The sequence below is a fragment of the Streptacidiphilus sp. ASG 303 genome (assembly GCF_020991365.1).
Classification (GTDB): domain Bacteria; phylum Actinomycetota; class Actinomycetes; order Streptomycetales; family Streptomycetaceae; genus Peterkaempfera.
Window position 1 is genome coordinate 46,029 of the sequence record NZ_JAJLRA010000029.1, and the last position, 16,021, is coordinate 62,049.

Below are 16,021 nucleotides of genomic sequence, written 5' to 3' on the forward strand. Positions count from 1 at the left end.
TCAGCCGCAGGCCTTCCGCAGGCTCAGCCGCAGGCCTTCTTCAGGGCCTCGCCCAGCGCGTCGGCCTCGTCGGGCGTGAGCTCGACGACGAGCCGACCGCCGCCCTCGAGCGGAACTCGCATGACGATGCCCCGCCCCTCCTTGGTCACCTCGAGCGGGCCGTCGCCCGTCCGCGGCTTCATGGCCGCCATGCTCGTTCCCCTTCCTGCAACCTGCTCATCGACGTACCGCCGGTCCGTCCACCGCCGGTATCGAACGCATTGATCGGAGACCATTATCCCGCATGAGAAGGCCCGATGACCAACATCACTCTTCGCGCATCCGCAGCCACCAGCCCCCAAACCTGCCCATTCCGTCGTCCGGACGCCGGAAGAACGCGCAACGGGGAGGCCCCGGAAGCGGCGGCGGCCGCTCCCGTCCGGACCGCCTCCGGCCACCTCCGGCGGCCCTCCGGCCGCCGCCGGGCCGCCGCCGGGCGCCGCCCCGCACCGCGGTCCGGGCCGGACCGGCCGGGGTGCCGCACGTCACACTGACGCGACCCGGTCCGGCTCCGGCATGCTGGCCGTGATCCCACCCGCAGGACCGCGTCCCCACCGGAGCGCGCCCCCACAGGACAGGACAGACACGCCATGGCCGACAGCCCCGTGCTGTACGAACGCGACGGCGGCCTCGCCGTCGTCGTCATCAACCGCCCGGACGCGATGAACGCGCTGGACACGCCGACCAAGGTGGCGCTGCGCGACACCGTCGCGGCCGCGGCGGAGGACCCGGGGGTGCGCGCGGTGCTGCTCACCGGCGCCGGGGACCGGGCGTTCTGCGTCGGGCAGGACCTCAAGGAGCACATCGGCAGCCTCGCCCGGGCGCGGGAGGGCGGCGGTCCGGCGCTGGCCACCGTCGCCGAGCACTACAACCCCCTGGTCAGGGCGCTGGCCGGGATGCGCAAGCCGACCGTGGCGGCGGTCAACGGGGTGGCCGCCGGGGCAGGGGCGTCCCTCGCGTTCGCCTGCGACTTCCGGATCGTCGCCGACACGGCGGGCTTCAACACCTCCTTCGCGGGCGTCGCGCTGACCGCCGACTCCGGCGCGTCCTGGACGCTGCCGCGCCTGGTCGGGCACGCGCGGGCGACCGAGCTGCTGATGATGCCGCGCACGGTGAAGGCGCCGGAGGCGCTGGAGATCGGCCTGGCCACCCGGGTGGTCCCGGCGGCGGAGCTGGCCGCCGCCGCCCGCGACTTCGCCCGCCGCCTGGCCGAGGGGCCGACGGTGGCGCTGGGCGCCCTCAAGGAGTCCGTCGACTTCGGCTGGTCGCACTCGCTCGCCGAGGCGCTGGAGAAGGAGGACGAGCTCCAGACCCGGGCCGGCGCCTCGGAGGACCACGCGATCGCCGTCCGGGCGTTCCTCGCCAAGGAGAAGCCCGAGTACCTGGGCCGCTAGCCCGCCGGGCGGCGGGCGCGGTGGCCCGCCGGGCGCCGGGGGCGGTCGCCCGTCAGGCGGCGGGCGCCGCCCCGCCCCGGAACCGGCAGTCGGCCAGGTGGTCGTCGACCAGCCCGCACGCCTGCATGAGCGCGTAGGCGGTGGTGGGCCCCACGAAGCGGAAGCCGCGGCGCTTGAGCTCCTTCGCGAGCGCCGCGGACTCCGGGGTGGCGGCCGGCACGTCGGCGAGGGTGCGCGGCGCCGGGCGGCCGGGGTCGCCCGCGTACGACCAGACCAGCGCGTCCAGGCCGTCGGGCAGCTCCAGGGCGGCGCGGGCGTTGGAGACCGCCGCGTCGATCTTGGCGCGGTTGCGGATGATGCCGGGGTCCTGCAGCAGCCGCTCGCGGTCGGCCTCGGTGAAGGCCGCGACCCGCTCGATCACGAAGCCGGCGAAGGCGGCGCGGAAGCCCTCCCGGCGGCGCAGGATCGTGATCCACGACAGGCCGGACTGGAAGGCCTCCAGGCAGACCCGCTCGAAGAGCGCGTCGTCGCCGCGGACCGGGCGCCCCCACTCGGTGTCGTGGTAGGCCCGGTAGTCCTCGGCGGAGAGGCCCCAGGGGCAGCGCAGCAGCCCGTCGGGGCCGGCGGCTGCGGCGCTCACGCCCGGTCCTCCGGGGTGCCGGACGCGGGGCCGCCGGGCGTCGTGCCGCCCGGCCGGGGGGCGTCCTCGCGGGACGCGGGGGCGTGCGGCGCGGAGGCGGGCCCGGCCTGGTCGGACCAGGAGCCCCGGCCGCCCGCCGCGGCGGCCTCCAGCTCGGCGATGCGGGCGTCGCGCAGGGCCAGTTCGGCACCGAGCCGGTCGAGGACGTCGTCGACCTCGTCCATGCGGTAGCCGCGCAGCGCCATCGGCAGCCGCAGCCCGTCGACGTCGCCCCGGTCCAGGGGACGGTCCCGGGGCAGCACGGGGACGAGCCGGTCGTGCACGGCCTCGGGCATCGACCCGCCGGCGCCCAGCGCCACCAGGGCGGCCACGCCCACCACCACGGCCATACCCGCCACGATCAACCAGAACACGATCCGCTCCTCCCGGTCACCCCCGCGCCGCCGCGTGGAGGATCATGGTCCCTGGCAGGGCCCCCGGGCCATCATCGCGCACGCGCGGTGACCATCATGGACCACCTCGGCGCGGACCGGGACGGCACGGGCCGTCGCGGGCCGCACGGGCCGGCAGCCGGATTCTGGAGGACGCGTGGCACTCAGGCTCGGACGGTGCGAGTTCGGCGACGACGACCTCGTCGTCATGGCGATCGTCAACCGGACGCCCGACTCCTTCTTCGACCGCGGCGCGACCTTCGCCGACGAGGCCGCCTTCGCCGCCGCCGACCGCGCGGTGGCCGAGGGCGCCGCGATCCTCGACATCGGCGGGGTGAAGGCCGGCCCCGGCGAGGAGGTCACCGTCGAGGAGGAGCTGCGGCGCACGGTGCCGTTCGTGGCCGAGCTGCGCAGGCGCCACCCGGAGGTGGTGATCAGCGTGGACACCTGGCGGCACGAGGTGGGCGAGGCGGTCTGCGAGGCGGGCGCGGACCTGCTGAACGACGCCTGGGGCGGGGTGGACCCGAAGCTGGCCGAGGTGGCCGCCCGGTACGACGCGGGCCTCGTCTGCACCCACGCGGGCGGCGCCGAGCCCCGCACCCGGCCGCACCGCGTGGGCTACGAGGACGTCATGGCGGACATCCTGCGGGTCACCACCGGGCTGGCGGAGCGGGCGGTCGCCCTCGGCGTGCGGCGGGACGCCGTGGTCATCGACCCCGGCCACGACTTCGGCAAGAACACCCGCCACTCGCTGGAGGCCACCCGCCGCCTGCCGGAGATGACGGCGACCGGCTGGCCGGTGCTGGTGTCGCTCTCCAACAAGGACTTCGTCGGCGAGACCCTGGACCGGCCGGTCGACGGGCGGCTGCTGGGCACGCTGGCGGCCACCGCGGTCTCCGCCTGGCTGGGCGCCCGGATCTACCGGGCGCACCAGGTGGCGGAGACCCGGCAGGTCCTGGACATGGTCGCGTCGATCCGCGGCACCCGGCCGCCGGCGGTGGCCCGCCGGGGCCTGGCCTGACGCGGCGCCCCGGGCCCCGGCCGGCCCCGGCCGTCCGGGGCCCGGGGGCCCCTCAGCACTCCTCGACGTTCTCCTCGAAGGCCGCGTACGCCGCCGCCTCGGCGGTCTCCTGGGCGGAGACGCCGTTGCGCCGCCGGGCGTCCTCGATCACCTTCATCACCTCGGCCACGTCGTCGGTGACGTGGAAGAGGTCCAGGTCGGCGGGGGACGCCTTGCCCTCGGCGACGAGGGTGCCGCGCAGCCACTCGACCAGGCCGCCCCAGTAGGCGGTGCCGAAGAGCACCACCGGGAACCGGGTGACCTTGCGGGTCTGCACCAGGGTCAGCGCCTCGAAGAGCTCGTCGAGGGTCCCGAAGCCGCCCGGCAGCACCACGAAGGCCTGGGAGTACTTCACGAACATCGTCTTGCGGACGAAGAAGTACCGGAAGTTGAGCCCCAGGTCGACGTACTCGTTGAGCCCCTGCTCGAAGGGGAGCTCGATGCCGAGGCCCACCGACACGCCGCCGGCCTCGGAGGCGCCCCGGTTGGCGGCCTCCATCGCCCCGGGCCCGCCGCCGGTGATCACCGTGTAGCCGGCCCGGGCGAGCGCCCGGCCGACCTCGACGCCCGTCCGGTACTCCTCCGAGTCGCGGGGGGTGCGGGCGGAGCCGAAGACGCTCACCGCGGACGGCAGCTCGGCCAGCGCGCCGAAGCCCTCGACGAACTCGGAGGTGATCCGCAGCACCCGCCAGGGGTCGGTGTGCAGCCAGTCCGTGGGGCCGGTGGTGTCCAGCAGCCGCTGGTCGGTGGTCTGCGCCCCGACGCGGCCGCGCCGCAGCAGCAGCGGCCCCTGCTGGCGCTCCGGCCAGCGGTGGCGCCCCGGCGGACCCGCCGCCGGGACCGCCGGTCCCCGACCGTTCGGCAGCGCCTCGCGCAGCCCGTCGCCCTGCCCGTCGCCCGGGCCCGTTCCCTGCCCACCAGTGCCGTTCATGCAGGAAGGGTAGTGGCGCCGGGGCCCGGACGGGGGCGGACGGGCCCGGACGTCAGGCGGTGAGCCACTCCCGCAGGCGGCGCTCGCACGCGGCGACGGCCGCGAGCGAGCAGTGCTCCTCGCGCTTGTGGGCGAGGTTCGGCTCGCCGGGGCCGTAGTTCACGGCGGGGATGCCGAGGCCGGCGAAGCGGGCGACGTCGGTCCAGCCGTACTTGGCCCGCGGCTCGCCGCCGGTGGCCGCGAGGAAGGCCTTGGCCGCCGGGTGGGCGAGGCCGGGCAGGGCGCCGGGGGCCGCGTCGGTGACCTCGACGTCGTAGCCGTCCAGGACCTCCCGGACGTGCGCCTCGGCCTGCGCCACCGTGCGGTCCGGCGCGAAGCGGAAGTTCACGGTGACGGTGCACAGGTCGGGGATGACGTTGCCGGCCACGCCGCCCTCGATCCCCACCGCGTTGAGGCCCTCGCGGTACTCCAGGCCGTCGATCTCCACCCGCCGCGGCCGGTAGGCGGCCAGCCGCGTGAGCAGCTCGCCGGTGCGGTGGACGGCGTTGTCGCCGAGCCAGCTGCGGGCGGCGTGCGCCCGCTGCCCGGTGACCCGGACCCGCACCCGCAGGGTGCCCTGGCAGCCGCCCTCCACGACGGCGCCGCTGGGCTCCAGCAGCACGGCGAAGTCGCCGTGCAGCCACTCGGGCCGCTCGCGGGCGAGGTGGCCGAGGCCGTTGCGGGAGGCCTCGACCTCCTCGCAGTCGTAGAAGACGAAGGTGAGGTCGCGGTTGGGCTCCGGGACGGTGGCGGCGATCCGCAGCTGCACGGCGACGCCGGACTTCATGTCGGAGGTGCCGCAGCCGTGGAGCAGGTCGCCCTCGACGCGGGAGGGCAGGTTGTCGGCGATCGGCACGGTGTCCAGGTGCCCGGCGAGCACCACCCGCTCGGCGCGGCCGAGGGAGGTGCGGGCGACCACGTTGTTGCCGTACCGGTCCACGGCCAGGTGGGGCAGGGTGCGCAGCGCCGCCTCCACCGCGTCGGCGACGGCCTTCTCGTCCCCGCTGACGGACGGGATGTCGACGAGCTGCGCGGTGAGCGCGCCGCCGTCCAGGGAGAGGTCGAGGAGGGCGGGGGCGGGCCGGTGATCGCTCATGCGACCACCCTAACGAAGGCCCGTCGGGGGCCGGCCGCACCTCGTGCTCCGCCGCGGCCTGCCGGTACCTTGGGTGGCCGCAGGGCAGGGAGGGCAGGGAGGGACGGCGTCCGATGGCGATGGGGACATCCTCGGCAGGGGCACCGCCGGCGGGCGCGCCGCCGAAGGGGGCGTCCGCGCGGCGGAGGCGCCGGTGGCGGTGGCTGCTGCCGGCCGTGCTGGCGCTGGCCGTGCTGGCGGCGGCCGTGCTGTTCGCGGAGCGCCGCCACGTCCTGCCCGCCGCCGAGGAGTGCCACGTCGTCACCGCCGCCGGGGAGGTGGTGCTGGACCCCACGCAGGCGTCCAACGCCGCCGTGATCGCGGCCGTGGCCCGGTCGCGGAACCTGCCGGAGCGGGCGGTCACCATCGCCCTGGCCACCGCGCTGCAGGAGTCGCACCTGGAGAACCTGGTGGGCGGGGACCGCGACTCGATCGGCCTGTTCCAGCAGCGGCCGTCGCAGGGCTGGGGCACCGCCCGGCAGATCGCCGACCCGGTGTACACCGCCAACAAGTTCTTCGACGGGCTGGCGAAGGTCCCCGGCTACTCGCGGCTGCCGCTCACCGAGGCGGCCCAGGCGGTGCAGAAGAGCGGCTTCCCGCAGGCGTACGCCAAGCACGAGACCGACGCCACGGTGCTCGCGGGCTCCCTCACCGGGCGCGAGGCGGAGTCGCTGGGCTGCACCGTGGACGGCGCGGCGCCGGTGGCCGCGGCCTCGCCGCGGGTCGGGCGGGACGGGCTGACCGCGGGCGCCCGGCGGATCGCCGCGCAGGTGCGGCGGGACTTCGGCCGCACCGTCGCGGTGCGTGCCGCGGCCGGGGGCCGCGGCCTGGAGCTGCTGCCGTCCGGTGAGGGCGCGGCGGCCCGCCGCGGCGGCTGGGCGGTGGCGCACTGGGCGGTGGCGCGGGCGGCGGACCTGGGCGTCGCGTCGGTGGCGTACGGGGGCGCGGAGTGGCGGACCGGCGGGTCCTCCGGCGCCTGGCGGGCCGGCGGGGAGCGGGCGCCCGCCGGACGGGTGCTGGTGACCGCGGGCGGCTGACACGGGGCACCCCCGGCGCGGACCGCGGTCCCCGGGCAGGACCGCGGCCCCCGGCCCGGGCCCAGGTCCCGGGCCGGCCGGGCGGAACCGCAATCAGGTGTTCGAGTGTCACGGGGGTTGGCTACAGTCGTCGCGTGCGCCTCCCGGGCGCGCTGCAGGGGGACACACGGGGGAAGCGGGGGGATCCGCGCCGTACCGGCGCGACCGCACACTTTCGGGCTCCGGCTGCCGCGACGGCGGGTGCACACCCCTGTCCCGACGACGAGGAGTCACCTGTGCAGTCCTCCCTCCCCGGCGGCGCCCGCCGCACCCTCCGCCGCCTGGCCACCGCGACGGCCGCGGCCGGCATGGCGGCCGCCATGGCCGGCACCGCGACGGCCGCCGAGGCCGCGGGCCCGTCCGCCCCGGCCGCCCCGACCGCCGCCGTCCGCACCGGCGTCCCGCAGGGCGCCGTCGCCCTGCCGTCCGCCCTCGCCCGGGCGGGCACCAGCCGCGTCGCCGCCCTGCCGCTGAACGCCATCGACGGCAAGGGCACCCTCTGCGGGTGGAACCCGTCGAGCAAGGGCGGCTTCGGCTCGCCGACGTGCTACTCCGGCTACTCCTTCGTGAACGGCGCGGTGGCGGGCAGCATCAACAGCGACCGCACCGAGGACGTGTTCCTGCGCCACAGGAGCAACGGCCACCTGTACGGCTTCGTCTCCGGCGTCTCCAAGCCCGTCGACGAGGGGGCCGGCTGGAACGGCTACACCGCGCTCGCCATGCCGGGGAACCTGGGCGGCACCGCGGCCGACGACGTGGTCGGCCGCGACCGGTCCGGCGTGCTGTGGGTGCACCCCGGCTACTCCAACGGGCACCTCGGCCGGCGCATCCGGGTCGGCAGCGGCTGGAACACCTACCGCGCGATCTTCGGCAAGTTCGACTACACCGGCGACGGCCGCACCGACCTGCTCGGCGTGGACTACCACAACACGGTGTGGGTGCACCCGGGCACCGGCGACGTGAAGCGGCCGTTCCACCGCCGGATCCGCCTGGCCACCAACTTCCGGGGCTACGACTACGTGCTCTCCACCGGCGACGTGAACCGGGACGGCCGCTCGGACTTCCTGGCCCGGGACACCTCCGGCCGTCTGTGGCTGTTCCGCGGCTACAACCGGGTGAGCCGGCCGTTCGCCGCCCGCTACTCGCTGGGGACCGCCCTGAGGAACGAGAAGATCATCTTCTGACCCGGCCGGATCCGTCCGGCCCGGCCCGGCCGAACCCGGACGGGCTGCGGCCGCGGCCACGGGCCCCGGTGCGCCGCCGCGTGCGGCGCACCGGGGCCCGTCCGCGTCCGCCGCGACGTCCGGGGCGCACGGGACACACGGGACGCACGGGGCGCACGGGGCGCACGGGGCGCCGGCAGCGTCCGGGGCGTCCGGGGGACCCACCGGGGGATGAACCGGCCCGGCCGCCGGTTGACGGCTGCACGGCCCGGGGGCGGGGCCCGCGGACGGAGGGGCGCCGCACCGGGCGAGGGGGCCGCCGCCGTTGCGGCGCAAGGGGAACGGCGCTCCGCGGACGAAGCACCCCGCGGGCGCAATGTCCGTAATGCGACACGGAGGCCGCCCTCCGCTTTACCGAGTCTTTGCTTCCGGCGGCCGCAACCTTCCCGCTCCCCCGGCGGTAATCACCACGTCCGCCCGGCGGACGGGTCCTGTTCGCATTTCCGTTAGGAGCACCATGTCTCTCCCCCTCACGCGTCGGATCGCCCAGGCCGCGCTGCTCGTCGCGGCCGGAGCGGCCCCCGTGGTCGCGGCGGCCGGCACCGCGTCCGCCGCGGAGCTGCCCCGGACGGCCGACCTGGGTGGGCTGACCCAGCTCGACAGCGACGGCCTCGCCCACCAGGTGCAGGACGTCGCGCACCAGGCCGGCCGCCAGGCCGGATCCGCGGGCGGCCACGCGGTGGCCTCCGGCGTCCCGACCGCGGCCGACACGCTCGGCGCCACCGCCGGTGCCGCGATCCCCGAGCTCAACAGGCTCGTCGGCTCCACCGCGGAGCAGGCCGGCGCCACCGCGGGCACCACCGGCGACATGGCCTCCGGCGCTGCCAACCGCGCCGTCAGCCCGGTGAGCGGCGGCAGCCCGCTCGGCGCCCTCACCGGCGGCGGCCTGCCCACCGGCCAGCTCACCGGCGGCCTCCCGCTCGGCGGCCTGGACCAGATGGCGGGCGGCGGCGCCCACCACCGCCTCGGCGGCCTGCCGGACCTCGGCTCGTCCTCCGGCGGCCTCGGCGGCCTGGACTCGCTGACCTCGCTGATCAGCGGCATCGGCGGCGCCGCGAGCCAGGGCACCCAGGGCCTGCAGGGCGGCGGCTCCCCCATCCAGGGCCTGCCGCTCTGACGCACCCGGGTGCGTCCGCACGGACGGGCGGGGCCGGGGAGCTGCACACTCCCCGGCCCCGCCCGTCCGTGGCGCACGGCCTCCGGCCGCCGGTGGGCCGCCGGCCGTCCGGCCGCCAGGTGTCGGGCCGTCAGGCGCCGAGCCGCCGGACCGCGGCGTCCACCCGCTCGTCGACGGCGGTGAACGCCACCCGCACGAACCGCTCGCCCGCCTCGCCGTAGAAGTCGCCAGGCGCGACCAGGATGCCGAGGCCCGCCAGCTCCGCCACGGTGTCCCAGCACGGCTCGTCCCGGGTCGCCCACAGGTAGAGGCTGGCCTCCGAGTGCTCGATCCGGAAGCCGTACGCCTCCAGCGCCTCGCGCAGCGCGCTGCGGCGGCGGGCGTACCGCTCCCGCTGCTCCGCCACGTGCGCGTCGTCCTCCAGCGCGGCCACCGTCGCCGCCTGCACCGGCGCCGGCACGATCATGCCGCCGTGCTTGCGGACCTGCAGCAGCTCGTGCACCACCGCGCGGTCGCCCGCGACGAAGGACGCCCGGTAGCCCGCCAGGTTGGACCGCTTGGAGAGCGAGTGGACCGCCAGCAGGCCGTCGTGGCCGTCCCCGCAGACGTCCGGGTGCAGCACCGAGACCGGGTCGGCCTCCCAACCCAGCTCCAGATAGCACTCGTCGCTGACCAGGAGCACGCCGTGCTCGCGGGCCCAGGCGACGGTGCGGCGCAGCTCGTCCGTCCCGAGGACGCGGCCGGTGGGGTTGGACGGCGAGTTGAGCCAGAGCAGCCGCAGCCCGGCCGGGTCCAGCTCCCACGGGTCGTCGTAGACCACCGGCTCGGCGCCCGCCAGCCGGGCGCCCACCTCGTACGTGGGGTAGGCCAGTCGCGGCAGGGCCACCCGGTCGCCGGGGCCGAGGCCGAGCTGCGTCGGCAGCCAGGCCACCAGCTCCTTGGACCCGATCGTGGGCAGGACCCCCGACGGGTCGGCGCCGGTGGCGCCCAGGCGGCGGCGCAGCCAGCCGGCGATCGCCTCCCGCAGTTCGGGGGTGCCCCAGACGGTGGGGTAGCCGGGCGCGTCCGAGGCCTCGGCCAGCGCCTTGCGGATCAGCTCCGGGACCGGGTCCACGGGGGTGCCGACCGAGAGGTCGACGATGCCGCCGGGGTGCGCGGCGGCGGTCGCCTTGTACGGCTCCAGCCGGTCCCAGGGGAAGACCGGGAGGAGCCCGGAGACGCGGCGCGCCGCTCCCGAGCCGGTCGGGAGCGGCGCGTGCGTGCTGTCGTTGGTGCTCACAGCGTCGGTGCCACCGATCGTCAGGCCTGCTGCGGGGGCAGGGCGGCGATGAAGGGGTGGTCGCGCTCGATCAGCCCGAGCTTGGAGGCGCCACCGGGCGAGCCGAGGTCGTCGAAGAACTCGACGTTCGCCTTGTAGTAGTCCTTCCACTCCTCCGGGGTGTCGTCCTCGTAGAAGATCGCCTCGACCGGGCACACCGGCTCACAGGCACCGCAGTCGACGCACTCGTCCGGGTGGATGTAGAGGGACCGCTGCCCCTCGTAGATGCAGTCGACCGGGCACTCCTCGATGCAAGCCTTGTCCTTGACGTCGACACAAGGCTGCGCGATGACGTAGGTCACGCTGTCGTTCCTCCTCGTAGGGGCTGGCTCTCGCGCGGGGGAGCGCGTCGTCGTCGATGCCCGCCCCTAGTATCGCGGGTCTACGACACTGGATGCACGGGAGGTGGCCGGGATGGCGCACGGAGATCCGCCGCAGGGGCGCGCCGGGGTCCGGCTCACCCCTTCCGACGTGGGACGACGCGTCTCGGTGCGGCGGGTCCTGGACGTCTCGGGGGACCGTCCGGTCTTCGGCGACACGCTGGGCGTGCTCGCATCGTGGGACGCCGGGACGCTGGTCGTGGTCGGCCGGGACGGCAGGGAGACCGCCGTCCCGGAGCACCTGCTCGTCGCGGGCAAGCCGGTGCCGCCCGCGCCCGCCCGGCGGGCCCCCGCGCCCGAGGCCGGGCCGGTGGAGCTGCAGCGCCTCGCCGCCCGCGGCTGGCCCGCGGCCGAGACGGAGCGGCTCGGCGCGTGGACGCTGCGCGCCGCCGGCGGCTTCACCCGGCGGGCCAACTCGGCGCAGGCCCTGGGCGATCCCGGCGTGCCGCTGCCGGACGCCCTGGCGGCCGTGCGCGCCTGGTACGCCGCCCGCGGGCTGCCCGCCCAGGTCGAGGTGACCGTGCCCGGCTCGCCGGAGGGGCTCCGCGAGGAGCTGGCGCGGCTCGGCGCCGAGGAGGCGCCCACGCTCTTCCGCACGGCCCCGCTGGCGCCGCTCGCCCGGCTCGCCGCGGCGGACGACGGGGTGCGCCTCGCCCGGCGGGCTTCCGGCGGCTGGCTGTCGCGCTACCGGCGCGTGGGCGGCGACGCCGCCCTGGAGCGGGCCGCGCAGGCAGTGCTGCACGGCGGCCCCTCGGTCTGGTTCGCCTCGCTGCCCTCGGCGGACGGCTCCGGGCCCGACGCGATCGGCCGGTGCGTGGTCGACGGCGCGTGGGCGGGCTTCTCGGCCGTCGAGGTGGTGCCGGGGAGGCGCCGCGAGGGGCTGGCCACCCGGGTCATGGCGGCGCTCGCGGCGCGCGCCGCCGAGGAGGGCGCCACCGGCGCGTACCTCCAGGTGGAGGCGGAGAACGACGGCGCGGTGGCCCTGTACGACCGGCTGGGCTTCACCACCGGCCACACTTACCACTACTGCCGGCTGCCGCAGGGCTGACGCCCGGGTCGGGCCGGCCGGGCCCGACGCGGCTGGCCGGGCAGGCCGGGCAGGCCGGGCAGGCCGGGCAGGCCGGGCAGGCCGGACAGACGGAACAGACCAGACCGACGCGAACGGGCCGTACCAGTCGTGAGCGAAGAGAGCCGGGCGCGGTTCAGCGCCGAGGCCAGGGCGGAGTGCCCGGACCCCGTGCTGCTCTGCCTGCTCGCCGCCGTGGAGGCGGACCCGCAGGCCGACCCGGACGAGGCGGTCGCCGCCGCCGGCGCCGCCCTGGACCGCCTGGCCGCCGCGGTGCGCCGGGCCGTCGCCGAGCGCCGGCCCCGCGGCGCGGAGGCGGTGGCGGCGCTGCTCGCGGCGGTGCTGGCGGGCCGCGAGCGGTTCCACGGGCGGCCGTCGGACTACAACCGGCTGGAGTCCTCGCTGCTGCCGGCGGTGCTGGAGCGCCGCCGCGGACTGCCGATCATGCTCTCCCTGGTGTGGTCGGCCGTCGGCGCGCGGGCCGGGCTGCCCGTCCACGGCGTCGCGCTGCCGGGGCACTTCGTGGTGGCGGTCGGCGGCCCGGAGGAGGGCGGGCCCGTGCTCGCCGACCCGTTCCGCGGCGGGCGCCGGCTCTCCCCGGAGGACGCCTCGGACCTCGTCGCGGCGGCCACCGGCGGGCCGCTGACGGAGGACATGCTCACGCCGGCGCAGCCGCTCGACACCGTGCTGCGGGTGCTGGGCAACATCCGCACCTGGGCGGCGTCCCGCCCGGAGCACGCGCGCACCCAGCTGTGGGCCACCGAGCTGTCGCTGCTGCTGCCGCGGCACCCGGCCCAGCTGCGCCTGGAGCGCGCCGAACTCCTGGTCCGCACCGGGGACTTCCTCGGCGGCGCGGCGGAGATGGAGTCCTACGCGGGGATCCTGGACGCCTTCGACCCGGAGTCCGCCGCCCGCGTCCGGCTGGAGGCGAAGGCCGCACGGCACCGCCTCAACTGACCGGGGCGCCCGCCGGCGCCGGCCGGTCCCCGCACGGCCGGGGTCCCGGGGGCCGCGGACGGTACGGGACCGGCGCGCCGGGCGGCCCGGCCGTGCCCCGCGCGCCGTACGCTTCGGCGGGTTCGGGACGCGCGGGCAGGGAATCCCCCCTTTGTGCACTCGTGAACCGGGCCCCGACGAACGCCCCCGGAAAACCCGCGGAGAGAGATGCGCCTCCTGCTCGTGATCGTCCTGGCCGCGGTCGCCGCCTCCCTGCTGCTCGGGGTCGTCTGGGCCGTCGTCGGCTCCCGGCTGGGGGGCGGGCCCGCGGAGCGCGAGCGCACGCTGCGGGAGGGCCCGGGGCCGTCCGGCCCGGGGGCGCCGGGCCCCGGCCGGCCGCCGGGCCGCGAGGACCCGCCCGCCGCCTGAGGCCCGGCCGGGCACCCGGCCCCCGCCCCGCCGTGCCCCGCCGTGCCCCGCCGTGCCCCGCGCTCCGGGCGTCCGGCCCGGCCGCGCGGGGCGGCCGGGCCGGGCGCCCCGCACGGCGCGGGCCGCGGGCCGCGGGGCCTCAGAGGCCCAGCGACCTGCGCAGGAAGTCCACCTGGAGCAGCAGCAGGTTCTCGGCCACCTGCTCCTGCGGCGTCATGTGGGTGACGCCCGACAGCGGCAGCACGGTGTGCGGGCGGCCCGCCTCCAGCAGCGCGGAGGAGAACCGCAGGGTGTGCGCGGCCACCACGTTGTCGTCGGCCAGGCCGTGGACGAGCATCAGCGGGCGGCTCAGCTCCGCCGCGTCGGCGGCCAGCGCGTGCGCGTCGTACACCTCGGGCCGCTCGTCGGGGTGGCCGAGGTAGCGCTCGGTGTAGTGGGTGTCGTACAGCCGCCAGTCGGTGACGGGGGCTCCGGCCACGGCGGCGTGGAAGACGTCGGGGCGGCGCAGCACGGCGAGGGCCGCGAGGTAGCCGCCGTAGGACCAGCCGCGGATCGCGACCCGGCCGAGGTCCAGCGGGAACTCCTCGGCGAGCGCCTGCACCGCCTCCACCTGGTCGTCCAGGGTCACGCCGGCCATGTCGAAGGCGATGGCCTTCTCCCAGGCGGGGCTGTGGCCGGGCGTGCCGCGGCCGTCGGCGACGACGACGGCGAAGCCCTGGTCCGCGAACCACTGCGAGGTGAGGTGGGCGTTGCGGGCGGCGACGACGCGCTGGCCGTGCGGGCCGCCGTAGGGGTCCATCAGGACCGGCAGCAGCCCGTCCCGGTCGCGGTCGTACCCGTCGGGCAGCAGCACCGCGCAGGGGATGCGCCGCTTGCCCGCCGCGACCAGCCGCACGCCGGTGCCGATGACCGGGGTCTCGGCGTACGAGGCGATCTCGGCCACCGGCTCGGCGCCGCGCAGCACCCGGACGCGGCTGCCGGGGCGGTCCAGGGCGGCGGAGGAGAGCACGGTCACGTCCCCGGAGCGGACCGCGGAGTGGTACCCGGGCCGACCGGAGACGCGGACGGCGCCCGCGGGGCCGACCCGCAGCACGTGCACCTCGCCGAGTTCGGGGTCCGCGGCCCCCTCGCCGGCCGAGGCGGCGACGAGCACGTCGTCGGGGCCGACGTCGAGGACCGCCCGGACGTGCAGGGCGGCGCCGGTGAGCACCCGGTCGCCGACGGCGAGGACGCGGGCGCCGCCCTCGTCGGCGATCCGCACCAGGCGGCCGTCGGGGGTCCAGGCGGGCACGCCGGGGAAGAGGTCGAGCCAGACCGGGTCCTCGTCGACGTGGAGGGTGCGGGTGGCGCCGGTGTCCGGGTCGAGGGCGAGCACGAGCTGGCTGCGCTGGTCGCGGGCCTGGACGAGGAGGAGCGGCGGGCCGCCGGCCGACCAGTGGACGCGGGCGAGGTAGGGGTACCGGGCGCGGTCCCAGGTGACGTCGGTGCGGGAGCCGTCGAGGCCGAGGACGGCGAGGGACACCTCGGCGTTGGGGGTGCCGGCCGCCGGGTAGGCGACCTCGGCGGGCGCGGCGGCCGGGTGGGCGGGGTCGGCGATCCACCAGCGCTGCACGGGGGTGTCGTCGACGCGGGCCGCGAGCAGCCGGCCACCCTCGGGCGCCCACCAGAAGCCGCGGCCGCGGTCCATCTCCTCCTGGGCGACGAACTCGGCCTGACCCCAGGTCACCCCGTCGGCGTCGGGCTCGGCGAGGGCCCGGTCGGTCTCCCCGTCGGAGGTGACCACGCGGAGGTCGCCGCGGGTGGTGGCGTAGGCGATGTGGCGGCCGTCGGGGGACGGGCGGGGGTCGAGGACGGGGCCGGTGACCAGGATCTCGCGGGCGCCGCCGCCCCCGGCCTCCCCGGCGCCGTGCGCCAGCGGCGCGGTGAAGAGCCGCCCGGAGAGGGCGAAGGCGGCCAGCGCGGCGTCGGCGTCCACGGCGTAGCCGACGATCCCGGCGGACCCCTCGCGGGTGCGCTCGCGGCGGGCCCGCTCGGCCGGGGAGAGGTCCTCCTCGCCGCCGCCCAGCAGCTCCGCCGGGTCGGCCGCGGCGCGCTCGCGGCCGGTGGCGGTGTCCAGCACCCACAGCAGGTTCGCCCGGTCGGTGCCGGAGCGGGAGCGCAGGAACGCGACCCGCGCACCGTCCGGCGAGACCGTGAAGGAGCGCGGTGCGCCGAGGGTGTAGCGCAGCGTCCGCGAGTACTGGCGGGGGAAGGAGGTCTCCTTGGTCATACGGGTGACCCTATGCCGCCGCGCCCCCACCCGGAGGGAGTACGGGCGCCCGTCGTCCTGTCGTACCGGCGGCCGGCGCCGGAGGGGCCCGGAGCCCGCCGGGCACCGGGGTTCCGGGGTGCGTGCGCCCCGCCGGTGCATCTGTGCACCGGCATATGCGGGCTGACGGAAAGTAATGGCGGGCTCACCGATCGGGTATGAAGGGATAGCCGGTTGGCCCCAGCCGGTGCGGCGGGGTCCCGCCTCCGCCGCGCAGTCGCACCCGTCCCCGCCGTCCCGCCCGTCCCGACCGCCGCCCCGGCGGCGGCGCGCTGAGAGGTGTTGAACCGCCATGGCCCTGACGGTCTCCGCAGCCATCCTGCTGCTGGTCATCGTGGTACTGCTGATCCGCCGCTCCGGCCTGAAGTTCTGGCATGCACTGGCGTGCACCCTGCTCGGCTTCTACCTCGCGTCCAGTTCCATCGCCCCGTCGATCCAGCAGGTCACCAGCAACGTGGCCGGCATGATCAACGGACTGAAGCTGTGACCTGAGCCGGCC

At 77.2% G+C, this 16,021-nt stretch carries 16 protein-coding genes and 1 pseudogene; 9 read left to right on the forward strand and 8 right to left on the reverse strand.

Annotated features, from left to right (window positions below; all coding sequences use genetic code 11):
• Positions 1-23: 23 nt before the first annotated feature.
• Positions 24-191, reverse strand: coding sequence for a DUF3117 domain-containing protein (locus LO771_RS25590; protein ID WP_107101321.1), 168 nt, complete (start codon positions 189-191; stop codon positions 24-26).
• A 438-nt stretch (positions 192-629) separates the two neighbouring features.
• Between LO771_RS25590 and LO771_RS25595 the strand changes: the two genes are divergently transcribed.
• Positions 630-1,433 (forward strand): enoyl-CoA hydratase/isomerase family protein, encoded by an 804-nt coding sequence (locus LO771_RS25595; RefSeq protein ID WP_230746908.1) that lies wholly within the window; start codon positions 630-632, stop codon positions 1,431-1,433.
• A 52-nt stretch (positions 1,434-1,485) separates the two neighbouring features.
• Here LO771_RS25595 and LO771_RS25600 read toward each other — a convergent pair whose 3' ends face one another.
• Positions 1,486-2,073, reverse strand: a complete 588-nt coding sequence (locus tag LO771_RS25600; RefSeq protein WP_308189001.1) for a DNA-3-methyladenine glycosylase I — start codon at positions 2,071-2,073, stop codon at positions 1,486-1,488.
• Entirely contained in the window at positions 2,070-2,486 is a 417-nt protein-coding gene (locus tag LO771_RS25605) for a DivIVA domain-containing protein (protein WP_230746909.1), read from the reverse strand. The genes LO771_RS25600 and LO771_RS25605 overlap by 4 nt, the downstream gene beginning before the upstream one ends.
• A gap of 226 nt (positions 2,487-2,712) precedes the next feature.
• Between LO771_RS25605 and folP the strand changes: the two genes are divergently transcribed.
• Positions 2,713-3,525 (forward strand): dihydropteroate synthase, encoded by an 813-nt coding sequence (gene folP, locus LO771_RS25610; protein WP_230746939.1) that lies wholly within the window; start codon positions 2,713-2,715, stop codon positions 3,523-3,525.
• 52 nt (positions 3,526-3,577) lie between these two features.
• Here the strand turns inward: folP and LO771_RS25615 are convergent, their stop codons facing one another.
• Positions 3,578-4,495, reverse strand: a complete 918-nt coding sequence (locus tag LO771_RS25615; protein WP_230746910.1) for a TIGR00730 family Rossman fold protein — start codon at positions 4,493-4,495, stop codon at positions 3,578-3,580.
• 52 nt (positions 4,496-4,547) lie between these two features.
• On the reverse strand, positions 4,548-5,630 hold the full coding sequence (dapE, locus tag LO771_RS25620) for a succinyl-diaminopimelate desuccinylase (protein WP_230746911.1): 1,083 nt from the start codon (positions 5,628-5,630) through the stop codon (positions 4,548-4,550).
• A gap of 113 nt (positions 5,631-5,743) precedes the next feature.
• Here dapE and LO771_RS25625 point away from each other — a divergent pair, with 113 nt between their 5' ends.
• The 3 genes and pseudogenes from LO771_RS25625 to LO771_RS31730 all read left to right on the forward strand — a co-directional run.
• Positions 5,744-6,706 carry a hypothetical protein gene (locus LO771_RS25625; RefSeq protein ID WP_230746912.1) on the forward strand — a complete coding sequence of 321 codons (963 nt, stop codon included), beginning with the start codon at positions 5,744-5,746 and terminating at the stop codon, positions 6,704-6,706.
• A 275-nt stretch (positions 6,707-6,981) separates the two neighbouring features.
• On the forward strand, positions 6,982-7,929 hold the full coding sequence (locus LO771_RS31490; protein WP_230746913.1) for a VCBS repeat-containing protein: 948 nt from the start codon (positions 6,982-6,984) through the stop codon (positions 7,927-7,929).
• A gap of 496 nt (positions 7,930-8,425) precedes the next feature.
• Positions 8,426-8,564: pseudogene (locus LO771_RS31730) on the forward strand (ATP-binding protein); the annotation flags it as partial.
• A gap of 651 nt (positions 8,565-9,215) precedes the next feature.
• On the opposite strand, the gene dapC reads toward LO771_RS31730, so the two are convergent.
• Together dapC and fdxA are read right to left on the reverse strand one after the other, a co-directional pair.
• Positions 9,216-10,364 carry a succinyldiaminopimelate transaminase gene (dapC, locus tag LO771_RS25640; RefSeq protein ID WP_308189003.1) on the reverse strand — a complete coding sequence of 383 codons (1,149 nt, stop codon included), beginning with the start codon at positions 10,362-10,364 and terminating at the stop codon, positions 9,216-9,218.
• A gap of 20 nt (positions 10,365-10,384) precedes the next feature.
• Complete coding sequence (gene fdxA, locus LO771_RS25645) at positions 10,385-10,705, reverse strand: ferredoxin (protein WP_230746915.1); 321 nt, start codon at positions 10,703-10,705, stop codon at positions 10,385-10,387.
• A gap of 112 nt (positions 10,706-10,817) precedes the next feature.
• Between fdxA and LO771_RS25650 the strand changes: the two genes are divergently transcribed.
• The 3 genes from LO771_RS25650 (at position 10,818) to LO771_RS25660 (ending at position 13,214) form a co-directional block, all read left to right on the forward strand.
• On the forward strand, positions 10,818-11,831 hold the full coding sequence (locus LO771_RS25650) for a GNAT family N-acetyltransferase (protein WP_230746917.1): 1,014 nt from the start codon (positions 10,818-10,820) through the stop codon (positions 11,829-11,831).
• A 129-nt stretch (positions 11,832-11,960) separates the two neighbouring features.
• A complete protein-coding gene (locus tag LO771_RS25655) occupies positions 11,961-12,806 on the forward strand; it encodes a transglutaminase-like domain-containing protein (RefSeq protein ID WP_230746919.1) in 846 nt (281 codons plus the stop codon).
• A 207-nt stretch (positions 12,807-13,013) separates the two neighbouring features.
• Entirely contained in the window at positions 13,014-13,214 is a 201-nt protein-coding gene (locus LO771_RS25660; protein ID WP_230746920.1) for a hypothetical protein, read from the forward strand.
• Between the two features lie 139 nt (positions 13,215-13,353).
• On the opposite strand, the gene LO771_RS25665 is transcribed toward LO771_RS25660, so the two are convergent.
• Positions 13,354-15,483, reverse strand: a complete 2,130-nt coding sequence (locus LO771_RS25665) for a S9 family peptidase (protein ID WP_230746922.1) — start codon at positions 15,481-15,483, stop codon at positions 13,354-13,356.
• 331 nt (positions 15,484-15,814) lie between these two features.
• On the opposite strand from LO771_RS25665, the gene LO771_RS25670 reads away from it, so the two are divergent.
• On the forward strand, positions 15,815-16,009 hold the full coding sequence (locus LO771_RS25670) for a DUF2304 family protein (protein WP_230746924.1): 195 nt from the start codon (positions 15,815-15,817) through the stop codon (positions 16,007-16,009).
• Positions 16,010-16,021: the final 12 nt, after the last annotated feature.

Excerpts from the sequence above, each read along its gene's own strand:
- folP (WP_230746939.1), top strand. The coding sequence starts at position 2,713 with ATGGCGATCGTCAACCGGACGCCCGACTCCTTCTTCGACCGCGGCGCG.
- LO771_RS25660 (WP_230746920.1), top strand. The coding sequence starts at position 13,014 with ATGCGCCTCCTGCTCGTGATCGTCCTGGCCGCGGTCGCCGCCTCCCTG.
- LO771_RS25625 (WP_230746912.1), top strand. The coding sequence starts at position 5,744 with ATGGCGATGGGGACATCCTCGGCAGGGGCACCGCCGGCGGGCGCGCCG.
- dapE (WP_230746911.1), bottom strand. The coding sequence starts at position 5,630 with ATGAGCGATCACCGGCCCGCCCCCGCCCTCCTCGACCTCTCCCTGGAC.
- LO771_RS25595 (WP_230746908.1), top strand. The coding sequence starts at position 630 with ATGGCCGACAGCCCCGTGCTGTACGAACGCGACGGCGGCCTCGCCGTC.
- LO771_RS25615 (WP_230746910.1), bottom strand. The coding sequence starts at position 4,495 with ATGAACGGCACTGGTGGGCAGGGAACGGGCCCGGGCGACGGGCAGGGC.
- LO771_RS25670 (WP_230746924.1), top strand. The coding sequence starts at position 15,815 with ATGGCCCTGACGGTCTCCGCAGCCATCCTGCTGCTGGTCATCGTGGTA.
- LO771_RS25590 (WP_107101321.1), bottom strand. The coding sequence starts at position 191 with ATGGCGGCCATGAAGCCGCGGACGGGCGACGGCCCGCTCGAGGTGACC.
- LO771_RS25665 (WP_230746922.1), bottom strand. The coding sequence starts at position 15,483 with ATGACCAAGGAGACCTCCTTCCCCCGCCAGTACTCGCGGACGCTGCGC.
- LO771_RS25650 (WP_230746917.1), top strand. The coding sequence starts at position 10,818 with ATGGCGCACGGAGATCCGCCGCAGGGGCGCGCCGGGGTCCGGCTCACC.